This window comes from Brachybacterium sp. AOP25-B2-12 (genome assembly GCF_052378625.1).
Lineage (GTDB): Bacteria > Actinomycetota > Actinomycetes > Actinomycetales > Dermabacteraceae > Brachybacterium.
This window is the reverse complement of the sequence record NZ_JBQSXW010000013.1, coordinates 19803-42522: the sequence shown is the minus strand read 5'-3', so window position 1 is coordinate 42522 and position 22720 is coordinate 19803. Positions and strand designations below refer to the sequence as shown.

Here is a 22720-nt window from a genome sequence, read left to right as displayed (position 1 = left end):
GGATCGACCTGAGGGGTCGAGCGGATCCCGGAGGAGTCGGCCACCGGACGTCCCTCCCTCGGCGTCGCCCGACCGCTCACGACCTGTCGGAGGTGGCGTCCGGCTCGTCGACGGCCCATGTCGCGGTCCGCTCGCGCAGCTCCGCGTAGGCACGGAGGACATCGGGGGCCGGATCGGCCCGCAGCGGCTCCGAGGCCTCCCGGTCCCAGGCGGGAGGCGCGTCCGCACCGCTCAGCGCCCAGGCGGCCTGGCGGGCTGCACCGAGGGCGGCGTACTCCGCGGGCGGGGCGACCGTGACCTCGCGGCCCAGCAGCGCCGGGGCGAGCACCTGCACCGCCGCGCTGCGTGCGCCGCCACCGATGAGGACGACCCGTTCGGCCGGGACGCCGCGCACGGCCTCCAGGGCCGCGATCCCGTCCGCGAGGGAGCAGAGCAGGCCCTCGACGTAGGCGCGGGCGATGTCCTCGCGGGTGGTGGAGGTGGTGAGGCCGGTCAGGGTGGCGCGGGCGCGGGGCCGATTGGGGGTACGCTCCCCGTCGAAGTAGGGCAGCAGCGTCACGCCGTGCGCACCGGGGACGCTGGCGAGGGCGAGACGGGACAGTTCCTGGTGGTCGACGCCCAGCAGGGATCGGCCCGCCTCGAGGATCCGTGCGGCGTTCAGGGTGGTGGTCATCGGGAGGAAGCGGCCGGTGGCGTCGGCGAAGTCGGTGACGGCGCCGCTCGGGTCGACGGAGCGCGCATCGGAGACCATCGCGCACACGCCCGAGGTGCCGATGGAGACGGAGACCTCACCGGGCGCGAGGCCCAGACCGAGCGCGGCCGCCATGTTGTCCCCCGTGCCGACGGCGATCGGCGTGCCCGTGCGGGTCTCGGCCATGATCGCCGCGGGATGCCCGGGCAGGCGCGGGAGCTGCGCGTCATGACCGAGCGCGCTGGTCAGGAGCGCGTGGTCCCAGGTGGAGGTCTCGGCATCGAGGTAGCCGGTGCCGGAGGCGTCACCACGATCCGTGAAGGGGGCGGTGCCCGGCGCCGACAGGCGCAAGGACACGGCGTCGTGCGGGAGCAGGACGGCCGATGCACGCCGGGCGCTCTCCGGTTCGTGGCGAGCGACCCAGCGGAGCTTGGCGGCGGTGAAGGAGGCGACGAGCACGGAGCCGATCCGTGTGGCGCAGGCCGCGGGGCCGCCGAGCTCTGCGACCAGCTGCTCGGCCTCGGCCGCCGATCGGGTGTCGTTCCACAGGAGGGCGGGGCGGACCACCGCGCCGTCCGCGTCGAGCAGCACCATGCCGTGCTGCTGACCTGCGACGGAGATCCCGTCGGCGCGGTCCAGCAGGGGGCCGGCGGCCTCGTCGACCGCGCGATCCCATGCGGAGGGATCGACTTCGGTGCCCTCTGGATGCGCGGCGCGACGCTCCTCGAGGACTCGTCCGGTGTCGGCGTCGACGAGCAGCGCCTTGGTGGCCTGGGTGGAGGAGTCGATGCCGAGGACCGTGGGGCTCATGGCTTCCTGTTCGTCGGGGGTGGGTGCGGCGGTGACCATCATGCCGCCCGGGGCGCGCGGGCGTTGGGGAGGGAACGGGGACGGTCTACCCATCCACATCGGTCGCGGATCCCTTTCGGCATGCCCCGCGCACCGGTACTGTCAGCGTGATCCAGCACACTTCCGAAAGGCCCGAGATGTCGCCTCGCCGTGCAGTTGTCGCCATCACCGTCGGCACCCTCACGCTGGCACTCGCGGCGTGCGATCCGGGTGGCACTGAGCCGACGGCGGCACCGTCGAGCGTCGCGCCGAGCACCACGGAGGCCCCCGCGAGCCCTGCGCCGACGGAGGAGCCGACGAGCGTGGCCCCGGAGGTGCCGGCTCCAAATCCTGCGGACTTCCCGGGGATGGAGCAACAGACGGAGGAGGGGGCGAAGCAGGCGTTCAAGTTTTACATTGCTTCGCTGGTGCACGCGCACAGGACGGGTAACTCTGGGACGCTTCAATCGTTGTCCACGCCGAATTGTGGATACTGCGCCACGGTTTTTCAGGATATCGCAGCGATTCACGAAAGAAGGGCATTCTGGGGCGAAACGCCGATCACCCCTGGCGAAGTCTCGTCGATTTCCGAGTCCGAATCCAGTGTCACAGTGACATATGCATTCGATCTCGCGGAGCATCAAGAATTCGAGTTGGACACTGGTGCTCCGAGCATCGCGCCTGCGCGGACCTATGGAAGTTCAGGTCGGATGGTGTGGGCTGACCAGGGATGGAGGATGGATGGCCTCTCTATCAAGTAGTCGCGCTCTTCGGGTCCTCGCTTCGATTGCACTCTTCGCGATCTGGTCGCAGGTGGCTACGCACTCCGCTCGCGCGGATCTTAATACCGACGCAGCAGATTCGTCGTTCGAGGCTGCCGCCATAGCCGCCTCCAAACAACGGCTCGAGATCATCAACAGTTCAGGGACAGGGGCTCGATCGAGCCCGTTCCGCACGACATGGACGAATATCGACAACACTACGAATCCGTGCCCTGGTGGAACCGACGGGACCGATGATTGTTCGATGTCGACGTTGAGGTGCGGGACTCTCAACGGCGCTCAGGCGTTCCTCCGGGAGGATCAGTCGTACGCCGCGCAGTCCGGGACCCGGACCGACACCCGGGACAACTCTTCACAGTCCCTGGGCTACCGATGTGTCGACACCGCAGGGCGTCCGGCGAACGCGGATGGGACCCCGGTGGTGATCACCGTGACCCAACAGGACTTCGCGTCCCTGCCGGTGCAGCCGGCAAGAGCACATGCGGGCCCGGACGTCGGGTATCTCCCGGTGAACATGGACCTCATCGTCTACGCGGAATCCACCGAGCAGACCCTGGACACCGTGCTGCTGGGAACACCGGTCCAGGTGCGGGCCACACCGGTGTCCTACCACTGGGACTTCGGGGACGGGTCCACGCTGGATACCGCGAGGCCCGGGCGTCCGTATCCCGCGAACGATCTGACCCACCGGTATCAGCATCAGGGCTGGTACGACATCACCTTGACCACGACATATGCCGGGGAGTTCTCCGTCGCCGGGGGCCCGTGGCAGGACATCGACGGGACCGTCACCGTGGCCAGTGAACCCGTCGCCCTGTATTCGAAGTCCTTCGCGTCCCGGCGGGTCGACATGGATGACCCCTCCGCTGACCACGAGAAGATCGAGCTGCCCCCGCGGACACCCGAGACCCAGGGCCCACCCGCAGATAGACCACAGCACCGCCGCGAGTGAACCCCCGACCTCCGGACGCTCCCGGACGTGATCCCGGCGCACAGCCCTCGTCGCCGCTAGGTCCTCGGCGACGTCGAGGGCCTCGACTCGCGAGGGTCAGGCTCCGCGCTGCTCCGGCGCGGCCGCCCCCCACGCCGCGACGAGCACGGCGGCGATCCGGCCGATCTCATCGGCCTTGCGGCCCGGCGCGTACAGCGCGCTGCCGATGCCGGCGCCCACGGCACCCGCGGCGCGCCAGGCGCCGATGGTGCCGGCGTCCACGCCGCCGACCGGCAGGAACGCGGTGCCCTTCGGGACGACGGCCGACCAGGCCTTCATCGTGCCGATCCCGAGGACGTCCGCGGGAAAGATCTTGAGCGCCGTGGCGCCCGCATGGATGGCGGTGAACACGTCGGACGCCGTCGCGACGCCCGGGCACGAGGTCAGACCCAGCGCGGCGGCGCGCGAGATGACCGCGGCGTCGGTGTTCGGCGCGAGCACGACGGTGCCGCCGGCCTCGGCGGTCCGGTCCACGTCGGCGGCGGCCACGACGGTCCCTGAGCCCACGATGCAGTCGTCCGGGAGACGCCCCGCCAGCAGCTCGATCGAGTCGAAGGGGTTCGGAGAGTTCAGCGGGACCTCGACGGCCCGGATGCCCGCCTCGTAGAGGGCATCGCCCACGGCAGGAGCCTCGGCGGCGGTCAGGCCACGGCAGATCGCCACCAGTCCGGCGAGGGGGCGAGGAGCGGGACCGGAGGAGCTCGCATCAGCGACACGGGGACACATGGGCACAATCGTCGCCTCGCGGCACCGCGTCGTCAATCGGCGTCCATGGGAGATCTGCGAGGCATCCGTCGCAGGCCCGACCCCGAGGTCCCGGTCGGCTGTCGGACCCAATCCGTAGGCTGGGGCCACCACACGACCGGTACGACCGTCGTGACCCGATGACGCGACTCGACGAGGAGAGCACCATGCGCGCTGCCCGCTACTACGGCAACAAGGACATCCGCATCGAGGACATCGATGCCCCCACCGCCGGCCCCGGGGAGGTCCTGATCGACGTCGCCTGGTGCGGCATCTGCGGGACGGACCTCCACGAGTACCTCGATGGCCCGATCTTCTGCCCCACCCCCGAGACCCCGCATCCCCTCTCCGGGGAGTCCGCCCCGATCACGCTGGGCCACGAGTTCTCCGGCACCGTCGCCGCGCTCGGCGAGGGCGTGGACGACCTCGAGGTGGGCGACCACGTCGTCGTCGAGCCGTACATCATCGACGACGCGGTCGACGTGGGCCCCGACTCCCACGACTACCACCTGTCCAAGGACATGAACTTCATCGGTCTCGCCGGGCGCGGCGGCGGTCTCGCCGAGCAGATCGCGGTGCGCCGCCGCTGGGTGCACCGCATCGACAAGGCCATCCCCCTGGACCGGGCCGCCCTCATCGAGCCGCTGACCGTGGGCTACCACGCCGTCGAGCGCTCCGGTGCGAAGGCCGGGGACGTGGCCCTGGTCGGCGGAGCGGGCCCCATCGGGCTGCTCACCTCCGCCGTCCTCAAGGCCCTCGGCGTCACGGTGATCATCTCCGAGCTCTCGGAGCTGCGCCGCCAGAAGGCGATCGACGCCGGTGTGGTCGACCACGCGCTGAACCCCAAGGAGGTCGACGTCTCCGCCCGGGTGCACGAGCTCACCGGCGGCAAGGGTGCCGACGTCGCCTTCGAGTGCACCAGCGTGCAGATCGTGCTCGACACCCTCATGGATGCGCTGCGCCCCACGGGCGTGCTGGTGGTCGTCTCGATCTGGGGCAAGAAGGCGAACTTCGACATGCACAAGCTGGTCATGAAGGAGATCGACCTGCGCGGCACCATCGGCTACGTCAACAACCACCCGCAGTCGATCGCCCTGGTCAACGAGGGCAAGGTGGACCTCGCGCCGTTCATCACCGGCAAGATCGGGCTCGAGCACCTGGTCGACGAGGGCTTCGAGACCCTCATCCACCGCAACGAGACCGCGGTGAAGATCCTCGTGTCCCCCAGCGGCGCAGGGCTCTGAGCACGGCATCCGAAAGCGCGCGGGAGTCGAGAGACCTCTCGGCACCCGCGCGCACGTCGCGAGGAACGCCCGCGGGGCAGAGCCACCCGATCGCGCGAGCTCTCGGCACTCAGCCCCGCTGACGCCCCTTGAACCGCGGGTGCTTCTTGTTGACCACGTAGAGCCGGCCGCGACGCCGCACGAGCTGTGCGCCGTCCTTGGCCAGCAGCGACCTCAGCGAGTTGCGCACCTTCACGACGCGTCCTTCTTCCCGTAGCGGCGGCGGAACTTCTCCACGCGACCGGCCGTGTCGACCACGCGGGAGTTGCCCGTGTAGAAGGGGTGGGAGGCCGAGGAGACCTCGACGTCGATGACGGGGTAGGTGGTGCCGTCCTCCCACTGGATGGTCGCCTCCGACGTGCGGGTCGACCGCGTCAGGAACGAGACGTCGGCGCTGCGGTCGCGGAAGACGACGGGGTGGTAGTCGGGGTGGATGCCGGGCTTCATGGGAGCCACGTCCCTTCTGGGGATCGGACGATGGGAGGGGCGCGCCGGGCGGCGCGCCCCCGTCAGGGACGGAAGGTCACCAGCTGGACTTGGTGACGCCGGGCAGCTCGCCGCGGTGCGCGAGCTCCCGCAGGCGCACCCGCGAGACGCCGAACGTCCGCAGGTAGCCGCGAGGCCGCCCATCGACGGCGTCGCGGTTGCGCAGCCGCACGGGGCTCGCGTCCCGCGGCAGCTTCTGCAGCGCGAGCCGCGCGGCCGCGCGCTGGTCGTCGTCGAGCGCCGGGTCCTTCACGGCCCGCTTGAGCTCGGCGCGCTTCTCGGCGAACCGGGCGACGGTCTCGCGTCGCTGCCGGTCGCGCATGATCTTCGAGGTCTTGGCCATGTCAGCGGTCCTCTCGGAACTCGACGACGCGCCGCACGCGCGGGTCGTACTTGCGCACGACCAGGCGATCGGGCGTGTTCCTCCGGCTCTTGGTGGTCTGGTAGCGGTATCCGGTCCCCGCGGTGGAGCGGAGGGTGATCTGGTGGCGCACATCCTTGGACTTCGTGGCCATGGTTCTCCTTGTCGAGGGTGGGAGCGTCCGAGCGGACGCTCGAGGTGGGGGCGACGCCGGCTCTCGCCGGCAGGGTCCGCACTCCCGCACGGGGCGGAGGCGCGGGGGTCCGAGGGGGTCAGACCTTCTCGCCGCGCGCACGGATGCGGGCGACGACGGCCTCGATCCCGAGCTTGTCGATCGTCTTGACGCCCTTCACGGACACCGTCAACGTCACGGTGCGACCCAGTGATCGCACGTAGTACCGCTTCTTCTGCAGATTGGGGTCGAAGCGCCGGGAGGTGCGGCGGTGGGAGTGGGAGACGCTCTTGCCGAAGCTCGGCGCGGCTCCGGTGACTTGACAACGGGTCGACATGGGAGAGCACACTAGGTATTGATAATCATTCTCGTCAAGAAGGCTGTTCCGATGCCCACACCTCTCGCCCTCGTCGCCGGGATCGACGTCGTCCTGCGCGACAGCCTCACGGCCTCCGTGCTCCTGGACTCGCCGTCCACGGTCGCCCTGCGCTACGACACCGATCTCGAGGCCGGCGGCCTGCGCCGCCTGGTCCTGGACGCCGACGGCGTGGTCGAGGACCGCCCCGTCGACCTCGCGTGCGACTGCATCTCCTGCGCGATGGGCGAGGAGGCCGGTCCCGTCCTCGAGGCCCTGGCGCGCGACCCCCGCTGGGACTCGATCCTGCTGGTCCTGCCCATCGGCTCGGACCCCCACCCGGTCATGAACGCCCTCGCGCCGCGCCTGCGGGATCTGGCCGTGACCTCGGTCGTCGCCGTGCTGGACGCCGATGCCGCCCCCGAGGACCTGCTCGGCGAGGACACCCTCGCCGAACGCGGCCTGCGCTGGACCCAGGACGACGACCGCAGCGTCGGCGAGGCCCTCGCCGCCCAGCTCGAGTTCGCCGGCACCGTGGTCCTCGAGGGCGATCCCGCAGGGCCCGGCGCCGAGCTCGTCGCACACCTGCTGCACGACGACCAGACCCACGTCGACGCGATCACGGCGCTGACCCCGGCCGACCTGCTCGACGGGACCTTCGACCACCTCGGCGCGCATCGGCGGGTCGACCCCCAGACCATCTCCTCCGCCCGCGGCGAGCGCACCGGCGCCCACGGCACGTGGACCCTCGACCTCTCTTCCGAGCGGCCCTTCCACCCCGAGCGCCTGATGGAGCACATCGAGCGCCTGGGCAGCGGCCGCCTCCGCGGCCACGGACGGTTCTGGCTGCCCACCCGCCCGGGCTCGGTGTGCCAGTGGGACGGCGCGGGCGGCCAGGTGTCCATCGGCACCGTCGCCGCGTGGGGCCGGGAGGACCCGAGCACCCGCCTCGTCGTGACCGGCGACGATCCGGCCGATCGCGAGCGCGTGCGCGCCGCCTTCGCGGACTGCCTGTTCACCGACGCGGAATGGACGCGCGGGCTGCTGCCCTGGCTCGGACGCGCCGACGAGTTCGACCCGTGGCTCGGGGACCGCGCCGCGACCGCCTGACCGTCCACCGTCGGGCATCGCCCCTCGTCAGGGGCGCGGCGACACCGTAGGCTGGCCGTGGCCTCGCCCCGGCCGGAGACCGTGCCGCCGCTCGTGAGGACCCCCGTGACCCGTTCGACCCCCGCCGCTCCCCCACGCACCGGAGGAGCCGTCCTGCGGCGCGCCGTGCGCCGACGTCTCCGCCAGGAGATCCCCGGATTCCTCGTGATCTCCGTGTGGCAGGTCAGCGAGGCCGCCGTGCCGGTGTCCCTGGGCATCATCATCGACCGTGCCATCGTGCCGCTGGACCCCGTCGCGATGGTCGTCTCGATCCTGGGGCTGTTCGCGCTGTTCATCGTGCTCTCCTACGGGTACCGCTTCGGATCGCGCCTGCTGAACACCGCGCTGCACCGCGAGGCGCACGCGCTGCGCGTCGAGGTCGCGCGGCATGCCCTTCTGGGCCGTGGCGCCCTCCGCGGCCGTACGGCCGGCGAGGTGCTGTCACTGTCCTCCTCGGATGCCGATGTCACCGCGCTGGTGTTCCGCCAGCTCGCGCTCGGCGGATCGGCCGTCATCGGCCTCGTCGTCGCCTCGGTGTACCTGCTGTGGACCGATCCCTTCGTCGCTCTCGTCGTGGTCCTCGGCGTCCCCCTGACCCTGGCCCTCATCGCCGGGCCCTCCCGGCTGATCTCCCGCACCTCCGGCGCGCAGCAGGCCGCGATCGCCGAGGCCAGCGCCGTGGCCGGCGACACCATGGGCGGCCTGCGGATCCTCAAGGCCATCGGCGGCGAGCGCTGGGCCTCGGCCCGCTACCGCACCGCCAGCCAGGGTGCCGCGCATGCCGGGATCCGCACGGCCGACGTCTCCGGGCGGGTCGAGGGGCTCGGCGCGTTCGCGATCGGCCTGGTCCTCGCGGCGGTGGTGCTCGTGGCCGGATGGCGCGTGACGACGGGCGACCTCAGCGTCGGCGGCCTCGTCTCCGCCGTCGGCCTCGCCGTCTTCTTCGCCGAGCCGATGACGTCGGTGACCATGGCGATCTCGACGTTCGCCCGCTCCCACGGTGCCGCCGGACGCATCGCGACGTTCCTCCAGGAGCCCGTCACCGTGCCGACCGAGGACGCCGACGACGCCTCGGATGCCCGAGCCCACGCCCTCGAGATCCGAGGCCTGACCCTGGACGGCGACCGCGTGCTGGACGTGCAGGTGCCGCCCGGACACCTCGTCGTCATCGACGCCGAGGACCCGGCCGACGCCCGCCTGCTGTCCGCGGCGCTCGCGGGCGAGGACGGCGCCGGGGCCGTGCGGCTGGACGGCACCCCCCGCCCCGCCCTCGAACGACCTCTCGCGCACGCCTTCGTCAGCGCCCCGCACGCCTCCGACCTCTTCGACGGCAGCATCGGCACCAACATCACCATGCGCCACGACGGCGCGGGCGACGAGGCGGTGGCCGCCTCCGTGCTCGCGGCATCCGCGACCGACGAGGTCCTCGAGGTCGTCGGCGACGGCCTGGCCCACGCCGTCCGCGAGGGCGGATCGAACCTCTCCGGCGGGCAGCGCCAGCGGATCGCCCTGGCCCGGGCGCTGCACGCGGATCCCGCGGTGCTGGTGCTGCACGACCCCACCAGCGCCGTCGACTCGGTGACCGAATGGGCCATCGCCCGCGGAGTCCGGACCGTCCGCGACGGTCGCACCACCGTCGTCCTCACCGGCTCCCCCGCCTTCCGCTCCGTCGCCGACACGGTCGTGGTCGTCCCGCCTGCGCCCTCCCCCACCGACGGAGGTGCCCGATGACCCTGCCCGTCGCCCCTGCCCGGCGCGTCCGCGCCGAGGTGCTGCCCCTGCTGCGCCGCCACGCGGGGACCGCCGTCCTCGTCGCCGTCGCGGGCCTGGTCACCGCCCTGTGCGGACTCGTCGCCCCCTGGGTCGTGGGCGACTTCGTCGACACCCTGCGCCCCGGGAGCAGCCTGCGGCCCGTCCTCACCGGGGTGATCCTGCTGCTGGGGGCGGGCCTCCTCGGAGCGGTGACGACGTGGCTGGGCACGTGGTGGATGGGCCGGCTCACGGAGCCCGCGGTCGCCACGCTGCGCGAGCGCGTCATGGACTCTGCGCTGGCCGTCGACTCCTCCGTCATCGAGGAGGGCGGCCGCGGCGACCTCGTCTCCCGCGTCTCCGAGGACTCCCGCGAGGTCTCCGAGGCGGCCAGCGGGATCCTGCCGATGTTCGTGCAGTCGGCGTTCGTGGTGGTGGTCTCGGCGGGCGCCATGACGGCCGTCGACTGGCGCCTTGGGCTCGTGGGCCTCATCGCGATCCCGATGTACTGGCTGACGCTGCGCTGGTACCTGCCGCGCTCCGGGCCGATCTACCGCGAGGAGCGGGCGGCGTTCGGCGTGCGCTCCCAGCGGATGCTCGGCGCGATCGGCGGCAAGGACACGCTCACGGCCTTCGAGGCCGAGGCCGCGGAGCTGGGCCGCATCGACGCCGCCTCGGCGCACGCGCGCGATCTGTCGATCGGGGTGTTCCGGTTCCTCACCGCGGCGTTCTCCCGCAACAACCGGGCCGAGGCCGTGGTGCTCGCGGTGCTGCTGACCACGGGGTTCGTCCTTGCTTGGTACGGCCAGGTCACCGCGGGCGCGGTGGCGACGGCGGCGCTGCTGTTCCACCGGCTGTTCAACCCGATCGGCGCGCTGGTGGGGCTGTTCGACCAGGTGCAGTCCGCGGGCGCCTCGCTCGGGCGGATGGTCGGCGTGATCGAGGTGGCCGAGGGGCTGCCGGTGCGCCTCGGGGGGACGGGGGGTGCGGGGGCCGGGCCGTCGGCTCCCTCGGCCCCGGCCTCCCGCGGCGACGACCTGCTCCTGGCCGGGATCGGGCACGCCTACGACGAGGACCGCACCGTGCTGGCCGACGTCGCCCTGCGGATCGAGCCCGGTCAGGTGGTGGCCGTCGTCGGCGCCACCGGCGCCGGGAAGTCGACGCTCGCGCAGATCGCCGCGGGGATCGTGGCCCCCAGCATCGGGGACGTGCGGATCGGCGGCACGGCCCTGCGGGAGATCCCCGAGCGCGAGCTGCGCGGCCGCATCGCGATGGTCAGCCAGGAGGTCCACGTGTTCACGGGGACCATCGCCGAAAACATCCGCGTGCCCCGGCCCGAGGCGAGCGATGCCCAGGTGGCCGCCGCGCTCGAGGCCGTGGGGGCCGATACCTGGATCCGGGCCCTGCCCGACGGGGTCACCACCGCCGTCGGGGACGGCGCGCACCGCCTCACGCCCATGCAGGACCAGATGCTGGCCCTGGCCCGCGTCCAGCTGGCAGACCCCTCCCTGGTCGTCCTCGACGAGGCCACTGCCGAGGCCGGCAGCGCCGGCGCCCAGGACCTCGACCGCGCCGCCCAGGGTGTGCTGCGCGGCCGGTCCGCGCTCGTCGTCGCCCACCGGCTCTCCCAGGCCGTCGGCGCCGACGCGATCCTCGTGATGGAGCACGGCCGGATCGTCGAGCACGGGACGCACGAGGAGCTGGTGGGGGCCGGTGGGCGGTACGCGCGGCTGTGGGAGGCGTGGACGGCGGAGTGACCCGGGCGGCGGCGCCACCCGGCCGGCGGGATGACCGGGGGCCCCTTCCTGCTCGGCCCCCGCGCGTCGGGCTCGCCCCGAACGGGCGGCTCTCGGGGGCCCGTGCACTCACCGGCGCCCTGTGCCATCACCCCTGCACGGGTACAGCCGTGCATGCACAGGACGCCGGTGAGTGCACACCCCCCCACAACGGACGAGCACGCCCGCTCCCGCCGCCTCACCGGACCGGCGCCAGCAGCTCGTCGTCCGCACCCCCATCGGCCGCCCCACCCTGCCCCGGGATCGCCGCGAGCAGGGCACGGGTGTACGGGTGCTCCGGGCGCGCGAAGACGTCCGCGGTGCGTCCGCGCTCGACCACCTCGCCGCCCTTCATCACCAGCACGTCCTCGCACAGGGACCGGAGCACTCCCAGGTCGTGCGTGATGAACACGAGGGTCAGGCCGCGGTCGCGCTGGAGCCGTGCGAGGAGCCGGAGGATCTGCGCCTGGACCGTCACGTCGAGCGCCGAGACCGCCTCGTCGCACACGAGCACCTCCGGGGCGACGCTCAGGGCGCGAGCGATCGCGACCCGCTGCAGCTGGCCTCCCGAGAGCTCGTCCGGGCGCCGTGCGGCGAGCTGGGGGTCCAGCCCCACGTCGGTGAGCAGCCGATCCCGCAGCGCCCGGCGCTCGGCCCGCGAGGTGCGGGTCAGGGCGCGGACGGGTTCGAGGAGCGACCAGCCGACGGTGCGCGCCGGGTCGAACGAGGAGTGCGGGTTCTGGAACACCGGCTGGGCCCGACGCCGCAGGCTCCGGTCGGCGCGACGCACCGGACGCCCGGCGACCTCGATCGTCCCGGCATCGGCCTCGGTGAAGCCCAGCAGGACCCGTGCGAGGGTCGTCTTGCCGGAGCCGGACTCCCCCGCGACGCCGATGCTGCGCCCCGGTCGGACCTGCAGGTCCACACCCGCGAGGGCGCGCACGCGGGCTCCCCGGGGGCCGAACTCCTTGACCGCGCCCCGGATGTCGATGATCGGCGCGGCGCCGTCGTCCTCGACGGGACCGCCCGGCGCGGCCACGGGAGCGCCGTGGCGTCCGGGGATCGCGTCCACGAGGGCCCGCGTGTAGGGATGCGTCGGGGCGGTCAGCAGCACCCGGCTCGGTCCCTCGTCGACGATCCGTCCCCTCCGCAGGGCGATGGTCCGGTCCGTGCGGTCGGCCGCGACGGCGAGATCGTGCGTGATGAGCAGCAGGGACGTGCCGTGCTCCCGGGTCAGCAGCTGCAGGCGGTCCAGGATCGTCTTCTGGACGGTCACGTCGAGCGCGCTCGTGGGCTCGTCGGCGATGATCAGGCGGGGTTCGCCGATGATCGCCGCGGCGATGAGCACGCGCTGGCGCTGCCCGCCGGAGAGCTCGTGGGGCCAGCGCCGGGAGATCTCCTCACCGGGCAGGCCGGCCTGGTCCAGCGCCGCGACGGCCCGCGCGCGGTGGGTCGCGGGATCGCCGATCCGGTGGATCCGCAGCGGCTCGATGACCTGATCGATGACGCGCCGCACCGGATCCAGCGAGGAGCCGGGGTCCTGGGGGACGTAGGCGACGTCGCGGCCCCGCACCGAGCGTGCCCGGGATGCGGTCAGACCCAGCAGCTCGGTGCCGTCGAGCTCGATGCGGCCGCTCACCTCTCCGCGGCGTCCGAGGATCCCGAGCAGCGCCCGGGCGATGCTCGACTTGCCCGATCCGGACTCCCCGACCAGGGCGACGGCCTCGCCCGGGCGCACCGAGAACCCGATCCCGTCGACCGCCCGGGTGCTGCGCCGACCGCGCCGATACGTCACCGCCAGGTCGTGCACCGCCAGGAGCGCGGTGCCCGAGCCCGCGGACGGCACGTCCTCGACGGCACCCGTCCGCCTCACGGACGCCGGGGTGGAGGTCCGCCCGGTCCGCTGCTGGGCCGGGATGCCGCCGGACGATCCCGGATCGGCCGACCCCGTCGTGGTGGAGCTCGTGGGGCGTGTGCTGGTCATCGTGCCTCCCGGGTGCCGAAGCCGCGGCTGATGCGGTTGACGCTGAGGACGGTCAGGCCCGCGACGAGCGCGGGGAACAGGCTCCACCACCAGGCCGAGGCCACGTAGGTGCGTCCCTCGTTGATCTGCGAGCCCCATTCCGGGGTGGGCGGCACAGCGCCGAAGCCGAGGAAGCTGAGCGCGGCGATCGAGAGGACCGCACCTCCGAGATCGATGCCGGCGACGGCCGCGATCGCGCCGGAGGCATTGGGCACGACGTGCGTGAGGATCCCGACGAGCCGCCGGGTGCCGCTGGCGGTCGCCGCGTCCATGTAGGGGAGGTTCACGATCCGCAGGGTCTCCGAGCGGGCGATCCGCACGAACCCCGGGATCCCGGCGATCCCGACGGCGATCGCGACCTTCTCGACCCCGAACCCGAGGACCGAGATGAGGGCCAGCGACAGCAGCAGGCCGGGGATCGACACGATGACCTCGGTGGCGCGGGAGATGACGGCGTCCACGACGCCGCCCAGGAACCCCGCGGCCATGCCCAGCAGGCCGCCGACCACGAGGCTGATCGTCACGGCCACGACGCCGGCGACGAGAGACAGGCGTGCCCCGTGGACCACGCGCGCGTAGACGTCGCGGCCGTTGAGGTCCGTGCCGAACCAGTGCGCCCCGCTGGGCGGTGCGAGGGAGTCCCCCACCACGGCGATCGGATCGGTGGGCGCGAACACCTCGGGCACGAGCACCCAGCCGACGAGCAGCGCCAGGAACAGCAGGGAGGCGACGACGCCGGGCCGCCGTGCGGCGGCCGAGAGAAGGTCCCTCACCGGGCGCCTCGGCGCCTCGTCCACGGACGTGTCGGGGCCGTCGGTCCCAGTGGCGCGCGGGTCGACACCGGGGACGTCGGCGCCGGGGGCGACGCCCCCGCGCACCTCGGCATCGGACGGGCCGGCGAGGGGTGCCGAGGTGGTCAGCTCGCGGGCGATGTCGCTCATGCGAAGGCCTTCCGTGAGGGTGCACGCCGCGCCCGGGTGCGCGCGGCGGGCGAGATGACGCGGCGGTCGATGAGCGGGTAGGTGAGGTCGACGACGAGGGTCGCGACGACGTACAGCCCGCCGGACAGCACGATGAGGACCTGGATCAGCGGGAAGTCCCGCGCGTCGACGGCCTCGACGAAGAGGCGCCCGATGCCCGGGCGGCCGAAGATCGTCTCGATGATCGCGGCCCCGGAGACGATGCCGCCCACGAGCATCCCGACGATCGTGTAGACGGGCAGGCTCGCATTGCGCAGGACGTGGTCGCGCACGGGGCCGAGGCCACGTGCCTGGGCGACCTCGACGTAGCCGTCGGTCGAGACCTCGCGGATGCTGCGCGCGAAGACCTGCGAGAGCGTCCCGGCCCCGAGCAGGGCGATCGTCAGCGACGGCAGCACGAGCGAGCGCCATCCGTCGACGCCGAAGGCCGGGAACCACCCCAGCCGGAAGGCGAAGACCTGCAGCAGGATGATCGCCATGACGAACGAGGGCACCGCGATGCCCACGACCGTGAGGCTCTGGAACACCGACCGCACGAGCGCAGTGGGCAGCAGCACGCTCCCCAGGGCGCACGCGACCCCGAGCACGACCATCACCACGAGGCTCGCCGTGCCCAGCTGGAGGGTGGCGCCGATGTGGTCGCCGATCACCGCGGCGACCGGCTGGCGCTGCTGGGAGTAGGCGGTTCCCCAGTCGAGCGTGACGATCCGTCGGACGAAGTCGACGTACTGCAGGAGCACGGGCTGGTCCAGCCCCATCTCGGTGCGCAGCGCGGCGAGGCCCTCGGCGTCGGCCGCCCCGGCGTCGTCGCCCCCGACGGCCTGCATCATGATGCGTGCGGGGTCGCCGGGCGTGAGCTGGATGATCACGAAGGAGAGGGTGATCGCCCCCCACAGCACCACGAGCGCCTGCCCGAGGCGACGCAGGACATAGGTCAGCACGGTGCGATCAGGCCTTCGGGGCGAAGTCGGTGAAGACCGGCTTGTTCTCGGCATCGAGGTGGACGCCGTCGAGCTTCTTGCCGGCGGCGCTGTTGGAGACCGCATCGGTCAGCGGGAAGGAGTACCCGCCCTCGAGGATGATCCGCTGGGCGTTCGCCGAGGCCTGCGCACGCTCCTCGGGGTCCGTCGTCGACTGCAGCGCCAGCAGCGCCTCGTCCACCTCCGGGATCGCGTTGCCGAAGAAGAAGGACTGGTTCTCGTAGAACGAGGAGTAGACGACGCGCAGCACATCGGGATCGGCCCGTCCCTGGCTCCAGGTGGACAGGTCGTAGGGGGCGTCGTACAGCGTCGTCTCGCTGAGCTGGGCCTCCGTGACCGGCTTGAGGTCGAACTCGATGCCGACCTTGGCCCACTGGGTCTTGATGAGCTGGAACAGCTGCTCGGAGGTGGTGCCCGAGCCCGAGTACTGGATCTGGATGGTCAGCCGCTGATCGCCCTTGGCGCGGATCCCGTCGTCGCCCACGGTGGTCCACCCGCCCTGCTCGAGGGTCGCGATCGCGGCGTCCGGATCGTACGCGAGGTACTGGGACAGGTCCGCGGAGCCGGGCGTGACGGCGGTCAGCAGCCCGGTCGCCGGGGCGCCCGCCCCCTGGTAGATCCGGTCGACGATCTCCTGGCGGTCCGTGGCGTTGTTGATCGCGCGGCGCACGGCCTCGTCCTGGAAGATCGGGCGGTAGATGAAGGGGACGAGGGGGCTGGCGATGCCCTTCACGGACTTCGTCACGACCGTCGCCCCCGAGCCCTTGACGCCGGGCAGGGTGGCCGTGTCCAGCAGGAACGCGTAGTCGACCTGCCCCGAGGAGACGGCGCCGGCGAGCGTCGTGGGATCGGGGATGAAGGAGATCTCGACGGTCTCGTAGGTGGCCTCGCCGGTGTTGGAGTAGTTCGAGGACGGCCAGGCGTAGCCCGCCCGGCGGGTCAGCGTGATCGAGTCCCCGGGCGAGTAGTCGTCCAGCACGTACGGGCCGGTGCCGATGACCTGGCCCCGCGCGACCTCCTCGGGAGACAGCGCGAGCGTCGCATCGGCCAGGAACCCGAGCGTCTGGGTGGTCGCGGCCTGGAGGAACTGGGCGTTGGGGCCGTCGAAGACGACCACGGCGGTGCGCTCGTCCGGCGTCTCGGTGCTCTGGTAGCCGCGGAGGTGGCTGGCGCCGATGTACGCCAGCGGTCCGATCCTGATGATGCGGTCGAAGTTGTTCTTGACCGAGGCGGAGGTGAAGGGGTGTCGTCGGAGAAGGTGACGCCCTCGCGCAGGTGGAAGGTGAAGCGGGAGCCGTCCTCGCTGACCTCCCAGCTCTCGGCGAGCCACGGGACGATCTCGCCGGTCTCCGGGTCCTGGTCGACCAGGCCGTCGGTGATCTGGCGGGCGACGGTCCGTGAGACGGTCTGCGGCGGCTGGTGGGGGTCGTAGTTCTCGCTGTCGTCGGGGAATCCGACCGTGAGCACGCTGGTGTCGGCGGCGGCGCCCCCGCCGCACGCGGCGAGCGCCGCCGTACCGATCACGGAGAGGCCGAGGAAGCCGCCGAGGGCGCGGCGGCTCGGGCGTGCGAACGTGGACGAGGACATGGGGACCGCCTTTTCGGGGAGGGACGACGGGAACAGTCCTTCACGGTTTCGGCTTATGGGTATGCATGGCGAGTCTTATGGCTTCATGTGTCGGGGCGCAGCCGGCCTGACCGCCGGTCCGACCCGTCTCCGAGTTCCTGTGACGGCCGCTTCCGGGGAGCCCGGGTGCGGGGTGTCTGTGCGTCGCCGCGTCCCGCCGGGGCGCCGTCGCACCCGGCGCGCACTGATCATCGCCCCGTCCGATCCGGTCGACTCCGGCACGAAGCGCGGACGCCCCTCACCTCTCCGACTCCCTGGCATCCCTCGTCCGACTCCGAACGACACCCCGCCCCTTGACATCCACCCCATCGAACCGGTTTGATACATACGTCAAACCGGTTTGTAATCCCACCCGAGGACGCCTGATGCCCAACCCCCGCACCACCATCGGCGACGTCGCGCGCGCCGCGGGGGTCTCCAAGGGCACCGTGTCCCTCGCCTACTCCGGCAAGCGCCCCGTCGCCCCCGCCACTCGGCAGCGGATCCTCGACGCCGCGGAGGCCCTGCGCTGGAACCCCAGCCACAGCGCCCGCGCCCTGGCGACGTCGCGCACCGGAGCGATCGGCCTCGTCATCCGGCGTCGTCCGGAGGTCCTCGCCGACGACCGATTCTTCCCCTCGTTCATCGCCGGCGCGGAGTCCGTGCTCGCCGGCGCCGACATGGGCCTGATGCTCCACATCGTCGGTGACGTCGAGGCGGAGACGGCCGTGTATGAGCGCCTCGCCGCGGGACGCGTCGACGGCGTGATCCTGCTCGACGTCGAGGTCGCCGATCGCCGGATCGCCCTGCTCGAGGAGCTCGGGCTGCCCGCGGTGATGCTCGTGGCCCAGGCGCCCGCAGCTCTGCCGCCTGGGGACGTCCCCGTCGCCTACACCGACGACGCATCCGCGGTCACCGAGCTCGTGGACCGCCTCGTCGCGTCAGGTCACCGGCGGATCGCCCATGCCTCCGGACCTCTCGGGTACGTCCATGCGGCGGCCCGCCGCGACGCCTTCGTCGCCGCACTCCATACCCACGGGCTCGATGCCTCTGCCGTCGTCGAGGGAGACTTCACGGCCGCCTCCGGCCGCGATGCGACCGCCGCCCTGCTGGACGCCCCGGACCGTCCGAGCGCCATCGTGTACGCCAACGACATCATGGCGATCGCCGGCCTGTCCCTGGCGCGCAGCCGCGGGCTGCGCGTCCCGGAGGACCTCTCGATCACCGGTTTCGACGACTCCGAGCTCTCCGCCCATCTCTCCCCCGCGCTGACCACCGTCGCAACCGACGCCCGCGCGCGCGGTGAGGCCGTCACCGCGATGCTCATCGACCGGATCGGCCGCGAGGGATCGACCGCGGAGGACCGCTCCGCGCCCGCCCCATGCCTGCTCGAGTGCACACGCGTCGTCGTGCGCGACAGCATCGCCCCACCTCAGGGTGCCCCCGCGCCCTGAGCACCACCCACCCCACAGGAGGAGCGACGACGATGTCCCTCACCCGTCGGGCGTTCGCCGCGACCGCGGCGACCGTCCCCATCCTGGCCGCGACCGCCTGCGGGCGCACGGCCGTCGACCCGAAGAGGGCCGCCGTCGCACGCGGCCCGATCCGCATCTGGCTGTCCACCAACGAGCAGGAGCTCGCCTGGGGCACGGCGGTCGCGGAGGCGTGGACCACCCAGCATCCCGACGAGCCCGTGAGCGTCCAGGAGATCCCCGCCGGGGCGAGCTCCGAGGAGGCGATCACCGCCGCCATCGTGGCCGGCACCGGCCCCGACCTCGTGTTCAACGCGTCCTCGGCCTCCGTGCCGGACTGGGTGCGCGCCGGCGGGCTCGTGGATCTCTCCACATTCCCCGACGCCGTGACCCACATCGAGACCCGTGGGGGCGACCGCGCCCGCGCCTATTCCGACGGCGGGCGCTACTACCAGCTGCCCTGGAAGTCGAACCCCGTCATGGTCATGTTCAACCGTGAGCTCTTCGCCGCGGCGGGGATCGACCCCGACGCCCCCGGGATGGGCACCCACGACGCCTTCCTCGACGGCGCCCGGAGGATCGTGTCCACCGGAGCCGCGCCCTCGGCGCTGTGGCCCGCCCCGAGCAGCGAGTTCTACCAGCCGTGGTTCGACTTCTACCCCCTGTACCTGGCCCAGACGCGCGGCACGCCGCTGGTCGAGGACCGCAGGACGACCTTCGACGACGCCGACGGGCTCGCCGTCGCGGAGTTCTGGCGCACCCTGTACGCCGAGCAGCTGGCACCGCCGGAGAAGAGCACGGACGACGCCATGGCCACGGGGCAGACGGCGATGCAGCTCGCAGGCCCCTGGGCCATCGCGACCTACGCCGATCAGATCGAGTACGGCTTCATGCCGGTGCCGACCGCCGCCGGGCTGCCGGCGGAGGAGATCACCACCTTCGCGGACTCCAAGAACGTCGCGATGTTCTCCTCGAGCCACCACCGCGCCACCGCCTGGGACTTCCTCCGCTACGCCACGAGCGCGGAGGCCGATGGGCAGCTGCTGCAGCTCAGCGGCCAGATGCCCATGCGCACCGGCCTGCTGGAGGCCTACCCCGCGTACTTCGCGGAGCACCCGGACTACACCAGCTTCGCCCACCAGGCCTCCCGGGTCGGGGACGTCCCGTACATCTCCTCGTCCGTCGAGATCTGGCAGCGGTTCCGCGACCAGTACTCCGCGTCGGTGATCTTCGGGAAGAAGTCCGTCCCCGACGGCCTGCGGGACGCCGCCCAGCAGATCGACACGCTCACCCAGGAGGGTGCCGCATGAGCTCCACGACCCTCACCCGCACCCCGGCATCCCAGGGGCACCGTCGGCCTCGCCTGCAGCGGATCCTCGGTGCGCAGCCGTTCGGGATCCCTCTCGCTCTGCCGTATGCGCTGTTCCTCGCCGTGGTGATGGCCTACCCGCTGGGCTACGCCGTCTGGATCTCCTTCTTCGACTACGTCTTCACCGCTCCGGGCGTGAGCGTGGATCAGCCCTTCGTGGGCCTGGCCAACTACCGCACGGCCCTCACCGACCCCCGCGTCCTGCAGTCGTTCGGGAACATCGCGGTGTTCCTCGTCATCAACGTGCCGCTGACGGTGGTGCTGTCGATGGTGTTCGCCGCGGCCCTGCACGCGGTGACGCGATGGGCGGGGGCGTTCCGCGTGGCGTTCTACGTCCCCTACGTCACCGCGAGCGTGTCCCTGATCGGCGTGTGGATGCTGATGTTCAGCCAGGGCGGCCTGGTCAACGCCATCCTGGGCCCCCTCGCGCCGAACCCGTCGTGGCTGGTCAACGAGCACCTCGCGATGCCGTCCATCGCGCTGTACGTGACGTGGAAGCAGCTGGGGTTCTACATCCTGCTGTACCTCGCCGCGCTGCAGAGCGTCCCCAAGGAGCTGTACGAGTCCGCCTCGACCGACGGCGCCGGGGTGCTGCAGCGGTTCTGGAACATCACCGTGCCGGGGCTCCGCTCGACGACGTTCCTCGTGCTGGTCCTGTCGATCATCACCGGCGCCAACCTGTTCACCGAGCCCTATCTGCTGACCAGCGGCGGCGGTCCCGACGGAGCCTCCGCCTCGCCGGTGCTGATGATCTACCAGAAGGGCATCCAGCAGGGGAACCCGGACGTGGCCTCGGCGATCGGCGTGATGCTCGTGATCGCCGTCGGCGTCCTCTCGCTCGCCTCGGCACGTCTGACGAAGGAGAAGTGACGATGACCCGCACATCCACCAAGGTCCTGCTGTACGTGCTGCTGGGCCTGGCCGCCATCGGCTTCCTGTTCCCGTTCTACTTCATGATCGTCGGGGCGCTGCAGGAGAACCCGACGTCCACCCCGTCCGCCCTGGTGCCCAGCGGCGGCTGGACGCTGGGGAACTTCACGACGATCAACGAGCGCGTGGACCTGGTGCGCACGCTCTTCAACTCGCTCGTCTACACCGCCGGGGTCCTCGTGGGCACCCTCGTGTTCGGCCTGTGCGCCGGATACGCGCTGGCCCGGCTGCGGTTCCGCGGTCGCCGCGTGCTGTTCTCGGTGATGCTGCTGGTGCAGATGATCCCGTTCCAGCTGCTCATGATCCCGCTGTACGTGCAGGTCGCGGGCACGTACGGACTCGGCGACACCTACGCCGGAATGATCCTGCCGTTCTTCATCAACACCGCGGCGGTGTTCATCTTCCGCCAGTTCTTCCTGACCCTGCCCGAGGAGCTGTTCGAGGCCGCCCGGATCGACGGCGCGGGCGAGCTGCGCGTGCTGTGGTCCATCGCGATCCCGATGGTGCGTCCGGCGATCGCGACGGTCGTGCTCATCACCTTCATCGGTCCGTGGAACGAGTTCCTGTGGCCGTTCCTCGTCACCAAGGACGCGTCGATGCAGCCGCTCGCGGTGGCGCTGGCCAACTACATCACCAACGCCGCGCAGCAGGTCGCCAACCCCAACGGGGCGATCCTCGCCGGAGCCTGCGCGCTCGCGCTGCCGGTCGTGCTGCTGTTCTGCCTGTTCCAGAAGTACTTCCGGCCCTCGGAGATCGGCTCCGGGGTCAAGGGCTGAGCGCAGCGCGACATCGCGCCGTCACCGATCAGCTCGACCGCACCACCTCACGTCGCCGGGCCCCCCGCAGGCCTCCATGACAGCATCGATGGACCCCACACCAGGAGGAACCCCCACATGACCACCGTCTCGATCTTCGAGGACGCCCGCTTCCCGCTCGGTCCCTTCGTCCCGTACGAGGGCAACCCGATCCTGCGCCCCAAGGGCGACTCGTGGGAGTCCGCGAACCTCTACAACCCGGCGGCCCTCGTCGTCGACGACGAGGTCGTGCTGCTCTACCGGGCGCACGCCGAGGACATCGTCAGCCACATCGGGATCGCCCGCAGTCGCGACGGCCTGCACTTCGAGCGGGAGGACGCCCCGATCCTCTCCCCCGAGCACGACTACGAGCGGTACGGCTGCGAGGATCCGCGGATCGTGTTCATCGACGGCACCTACTACCTGACGTACACCGGCTGGGACCGCCGGGCGGCGCAGCTGTGCCTGGCCACCTCGACCGACCTGCGGGACTGGACCAAGCACGGCCCGCTGTTCGAGGACTTCGACACCTTCAAGACCGTCGACCCCCGCGGCCACACCTGGTCCAAGGCTGGGGTGATCGTCCCCTTCCGGATCGACGGGCTGTGGTGGATGTACTTCGGCGAGGGCGCGATCTACTGGGCCACCAGTGAGGACCTGATCCACTGGACCCCCGGCACGAGCGACGACGAGCCGATGTACTCCCCCACTCCCGGCTCCTTCGACGCGGACCTCGTCGAGATCGGGACGTCCCCCGTCCTCACCGACACCGGGCTGCTGGTCATGCTCACCAACGGCGCCACCCGGACCGTGCTGGACGACGGCACCGTCGAGGTGGACTACCGCTGCGGACAGATCGCGATCGATCCCGCCGAGCCCACGAAGGTGCTGGCCAGGCTGCAGGAGCCGTGGCTGCGTCCGCAGACGTTCGAGGACCTCCACGGCCTGGTCTCCAACGTGACCTTCGTCGAGGGGCTCGTGAAGTTCCAGGGCCGATGGTTCGCGTACTACGGCCAGAGCGACACGACCCTCGCGGTGGCCGTGGCGGATCCTCGGGTGGGATTCGGGGTGCGTGCGGGGGGGTGAGCGCCTGGGGCGCCGGGGCCGGGCCGGCGGGGGTCGCCGCCGCACCATGCTCGATCCGGCCACGGAGAGCGGCCGAGTCCTGCTCAGGGCGGGCCGTGTCGGAGGGGCCCGTACA

21 protein-coding genes and 1 pseudogene are annotated in these 22720 nt (G+C 71.8%); 11 read left to right on the top strand and 11 right to left on the bottom strand.

The genetic code is table 11. The features are described 5' to 3' along the window. Window positions 1-76: 76 nt before the first annotated feature. Window positions 77-1501 (bottom strand): xylulokinase, encoded by a 1425-nt coding sequence (gene xylB, locus ACT3TZ_RS10600; protein ID WP_444583386.1) that lies wholly within the window; start codon window positions 1499-1501, stop codon window positions 77-79. A gap of 176 nt (window positions 1502-1677) precedes the next feature. Between xylB and ACT3TZ_RS10595 the strand changes: the two genes are divergently transcribed. Together ACT3TZ_RS10595 and ACT3TZ_RS10590 are read left to right on the top strand one after the other, a co-directional pair. Further along, on the top strand, window positions 1678-2280 hold the full coding sequence (locus ACT3TZ_RS10595) for a DUF6318 family protein (RefSeq protein ID WP_444583433.1): 603 nt from the start codon (window positions 1678-1680) through the stop codon (window positions 2278-2280). 451 nt (window positions 2281-2731) lie between these two features. After that, window positions 2732-3253 (top strand): PKD domain-containing protein, encoded by a 522-nt coding sequence (locus tag ACT3TZ_RS10590; protein ID WP_444583385.1) that lies wholly within the window; start codon window positions 2732-2734, stop codon window positions 3251-3253. A 96-nt stretch (window positions 3254-3349) separates the two neighbouring features. Here ACT3TZ_RS10590 and ACT3TZ_RS10585 read toward each other — a convergent pair whose 3' ends face one another. Further along, on the bottom strand, window positions 3350-4018 hold the full coding sequence (locus ACT3TZ_RS10585) for a 2-dehydro-3-deoxy-6-phosphogalactonate aldolase (protein WP_444583384.1): 669 nt from the start codon (window positions 4016-4018) through the stop codon (window positions 3350-3352). 185 nt (window positions 4019-4203) lie between these two features. Here ACT3TZ_RS10585 and ACT3TZ_RS10580 point away from each other — a divergent pair, with 185 nt between their 5' ends. Continuing rightward, complete coding sequence (locus ACT3TZ_RS10580) at window positions 4204-5280, top strand: 2,3-butanediol dehydrogenase (RefSeq protein WP_444583383.1); 1077 nt, start codon at window positions 4204-4206, stop codon at window positions 5278-5280. 109 nt (window positions 5281-5389) lie between these two features. Here the strand turns inward: ACT3TZ_RS10580 and ACT3TZ_RS10575 are convergent, their stop codons facing one another. The 5 genes from ACT3TZ_RS10575 to rpmB all read right to left on the bottom strand — a co-directional run bounded on the left by ACT3TZ_RS10575 (window position 5390) and on the right by rpmB (window position 6675). Then, window positions 5390-5515, bottom strand: a complete 126-nt coding sequence (locus tag ACT3TZ_RS10575; protein ID WP_444583382.1) for a ribosomal protein bL36 — start codon at window positions 5513-5515, stop codon at window positions 5390-5392. Further along, on the bottom strand, window positions 5512-5766 hold the full coding sequence (locus tag ACT3TZ_RS10570) for a type B 50S ribosomal protein L31 (RefSeq protein ID WP_444583381.1): 255 nt from the start codon (window positions 5764-5766) through the stop codon (window positions 5512-5514). Before ACT3TZ_RS10570 ends, ACT3TZ_RS10575 begins: the two co-directional genes overlap by 4 nt. Window positions 5767-5842: 76 nt before the next feature. Next, window positions 5843-6148, bottom strand: a complete 306-nt coding sequence (gene rpsN, locus ACT3TZ_RS10565; RefSeq protein WP_444583380.1) for a 30S ribosomal protein S14 — start codon at window positions 6146-6148, stop codon at window positions 5843-5845. Between the two features lies 1 nt (window position 6149). Further along, window positions 6150-6320, bottom strand: a complete 171-nt coding sequence (rpmG, locus tag ACT3TZ_RS10560) for a 50S ribosomal protein L33 (RefSeq protein WP_444583379.1) — start codon at window positions 6318-6320, stop codon at window positions 6150-6152. A 118-nt stretch (window positions 6321-6438) separates the two neighbouring features. Further along, complete coding sequence (rpmB, locus tag ACT3TZ_RS10555) at window positions 6439-6675, bottom strand: 50S ribosomal protein L28 (RefSeq protein WP_444583378.1); 237 nt, start codon at window positions 6673-6675, stop codon at window positions 6439-6441. Between the two features lie 51 nt (window positions 6676-6726). Here rpmB and ACT3TZ_RS10550 point away from each other — a divergent pair, with 51 nt between their 5' ends. The 3 genes from ACT3TZ_RS10550 (at window position 6727) to ACT3TZ_RS10540 (ending at window position 11348) form a co-directional block, all read left to right on the top strand. Beyond that, window positions 6727-7803 (top strand): CobW family GTP-binding protein, encoded by a 1077-nt coding sequence (locus ACT3TZ_RS10550; protein ID WP_444583377.1) that lies wholly within the window; start codon window positions 6727-6729, stop codon window positions 7801-7803. A gap of 105 nt (window positions 7804-7908) precedes the next feature. Further along, window positions 7909-9573 carry an ABC transporter transmembrane domain-containing protein gene (locus ACT3TZ_RS10545; RefSeq protein WP_444583376.1) on the top strand — a complete coding sequence of 555 codons (1665 nt, stop codon included), beginning with the start codon at window positions 7909-7911 and terminating at the stop codon, window positions 9571-9573. Beyond that, the gene (locus ACT3TZ_RS10540) at window positions 9570-11348 is read left to right on the top strand and encodes an ABC transporter ATP-binding protein (RefSeq protein WP_444583375.1); all 1779 of its coding nucleotides are present in this window, start codon (window positions 9570-9572) and stop codon (window positions 11346-11348) included. The genes ACT3TZ_RS10545 and ACT3TZ_RS10540 overlap by 4 nt, the downstream gene beginning before the upstream one ends. A 217-nt stretch (window positions 11349-11565) precedes the next feature. Here the strand turns inward: ACT3TZ_RS10540 and ACT3TZ_RS10535 are convergent, their stop codons facing one another. The 4 genes and pseudogenes from ACT3TZ_RS10535 to ACT3TZ_RS10520 form a co-directional block, all read right to left on the bottom strand. Further along, on the bottom strand, window positions 11566-13350 hold the full coding sequence (locus ACT3TZ_RS10535; RefSeq protein WP_444583374.1) for a dipeptide ABC transporter ATP-binding protein: 1785 nt from the start codon (window positions 13348-13350) through the stop codon (window positions 11566-11568). After that, window positions 13347-14330, bottom strand: coding sequence for an ABC transporter permease (locus ACT3TZ_RS10530; protein ID WP_444583373.1), 984 nt, complete (start codon window positions 14328-14330; stop codon window positions 13347-13349). The genes ACT3TZ_RS10535 and ACT3TZ_RS10530 overlap by 4 nt, the downstream gene beginning before the upstream one ends. Continuing rightward, complete coding sequence (locus ACT3TZ_RS10525; RefSeq protein WP_444583372.1) at window positions 14327-15310, bottom strand: ABC transporter permease; 984 nt, start codon at window positions 15308-15310, stop codon at window positions 14327-14329. Before ACT3TZ_RS10525 ends, ACT3TZ_RS10530 begins: the two co-directional genes overlap by 4 nt. A gap of 7 nt (window positions 15311-15317) precedes the next feature. Then, window positions 15318-16936: pseudogene (locus tag ACT3TZ_RS10520) on the bottom strand (ABC transporter substrate-binding protein). A 404-nt stretch (window positions 16937-17340) separates the two neighbouring features. Between ACT3TZ_RS10520 and ACT3TZ_RS10515 the strand changes: the two are divergent. The 5 genes from ACT3TZ_RS10515 (at window position 17341) to ACT3TZ_RS10495 (ending at window position 22605) form a co-directional block, all read left to right on the top strand. Beyond that, window positions 17341-18408 carry a LacI family DNA-binding transcriptional regulator gene (locus ACT3TZ_RS10515; RefSeq protein ID WP_444583371.1) on the top strand — a complete coding sequence of 356 codons (1068 nt, stop codon included), beginning with the start codon at window positions 17341-17343 and terminating at the stop codon, window positions 18406-18408. Between the two features lie 32 nt (window positions 18409-18440). Continuing rightward, window positions 18441-19736 (top strand): extracellular solute-binding protein, encoded by a 1296-nt coding sequence (locus ACT3TZ_RS10510; RefSeq protein WP_444583370.1) that lies wholly within the window; start codon window positions 18441-18443, stop codon window positions 19734-19736. After that, window positions 19733-20665 carry a carbohydrate ABC transporter permease gene (locus tag ACT3TZ_RS10505; RefSeq protein ID WP_444583369.1) on the top strand — a complete coding sequence of 311 codons (933 nt, stop codon included), beginning with the start codon at window positions 19733-19735 and terminating at the stop codon, window positions 20663-20665. The genes ACT3TZ_RS10510 and ACT3TZ_RS10505 overlap by 4 nt, the downstream gene beginning before the upstream one ends. 2 nt (window positions 20666-20667) lie before the next feature. Next, window positions 20668-21501, top strand: coding sequence for a carbohydrate ABC transporter permease (locus ACT3TZ_RS10500; RefSeq protein WP_444583368.1), 834 nt, complete (start codon window positions 20668-20670; stop codon window positions 21499-21501). 117 nt (window positions 21502-21618) lie between these two features. Beyond that, complete coding sequence (locus ACT3TZ_RS10495) at window positions 21619-22605, top strand: glycoside hydrolase family 130 protein (protein WP_444583367.1); 987 nt, start codon at window positions 21619-21621, stop codon at window positions 22603-22605. Window positions 22606-22720 lie beyond the last annotated feature (115 nt).

Coding starts and splice junctions, on each gene's coding strand:
- xylB (WP_444583386.1), bottom strand. CDS start 1,501: ATGAGCCCCACGGTCCTCGGCATCGACTCCTCCACCCAGGCCACCAAG.
- ACT3TZ_RS10595 (WP_444583433.1), top strand. CDS start 1,678: ATGTCGCCTCGCCGTGCAGTTGTCGCCATCACCGTCGGCACCCTCACG.
- ACT3TZ_RS10585 (WP_444583384.1), bottom strand. CDS start 4,018: ATGTGTCCCCGTGTCGCTGATGCGAGCTCCTCCGGTCCCGCTCCTCGC.
- ACT3TZ_RS10580 (WP_444583383.1), top strand. CDS start 4,204: ATGCGCGCTGCCCGCTACTACGGCAACAAGGACATCCGCATCGAGGAC.
- ACT3TZ_RS10570 (WP_444583381.1), bottom strand. CDS start 5,766: ATGAAGCCCGGCATCCACCCCGACTACCACCCCGTCGTCTTCCGCGAC.
- rpsN (WP_444583380.1), bottom strand. CDS start 6,148: ATGGCCAAGACCTCGAAGATCATGCGCGACCGGCAGCGACGCGAGACC.
- rpmG (WP_444583379.1), bottom strand. CDS start 6,320: ATGGCCACGAAGTCCAAGGATGTGCGCCACCAGATCACCCTCCGCTCC.
- rpmB (WP_444583378.1), bottom strand. CDS start 6,675: ATGTCGACCCGTTGTCAAGTCACCGGAGCCGCGCCGAGCTTCGGCAAG.
- ACT3TZ_RS10550 (WP_444583377.1), top strand. CDS start 6,727: ATGCCCACACCTCTCGCCCTCGTCGCCGGGATCGACGTCGTCCTGCGC.
- ACT3TZ_RS10540 (WP_444583375.1), top strand. CDS start 9,570: ATGACCCTGCCCGTCGCCCCTGCCCGGCGCGTCCGCGCCGAGGTGCTG.
- ACT3TZ_RS10535 (WP_444583374.1), bottom strand. CDS start 13,350: ATGACCAGCACACGCCCCACGAGCTCCACCACGACGGGGTCGGCCGAT.
- ACT3TZ_RS10530 (WP_444583373.1), bottom strand. CDS start 14,330: ATGAGCGACATCGCCCGCGAGCTGACCACCTCGGCACCCCTCGCCGGC.
- ACT3TZ_RS10515 (WP_444583371.1), top strand. CDS start 17,341: ATGCCCAACCCCCGCACCACCATCGGCGACGTCGCGCGCGCCGCGGGG.
- ACT3TZ_RS10510 (WP_444583370.1), top strand. CDS start 18,441: ATGTCCCTCACCCGTCGGGCGTTCGCCGCGACCGCGGCGACCGTCCCC.
- ACT3TZ_RS10505 (WP_444583369.1), top strand. CDS start 19,733: ATGAGCTCCACGACCCTCACCCGCACCCCGGCATCCCAGGGGCACCGT.
- ACT3TZ_RS10500 (WP_444583368.1), top strand. CDS start 20,668: ATGACCCGCACATCCACCAAGGTCCTGCTGTACGTGCTGCTGGGCCTG.
- ACT3TZ_RS10495 (WP_444583367.1), top strand. CDS start 21,619: ATGACCACCGTCTCGATCTTCGAGGACGCCCGCTTCCCGCTCGGTCCC.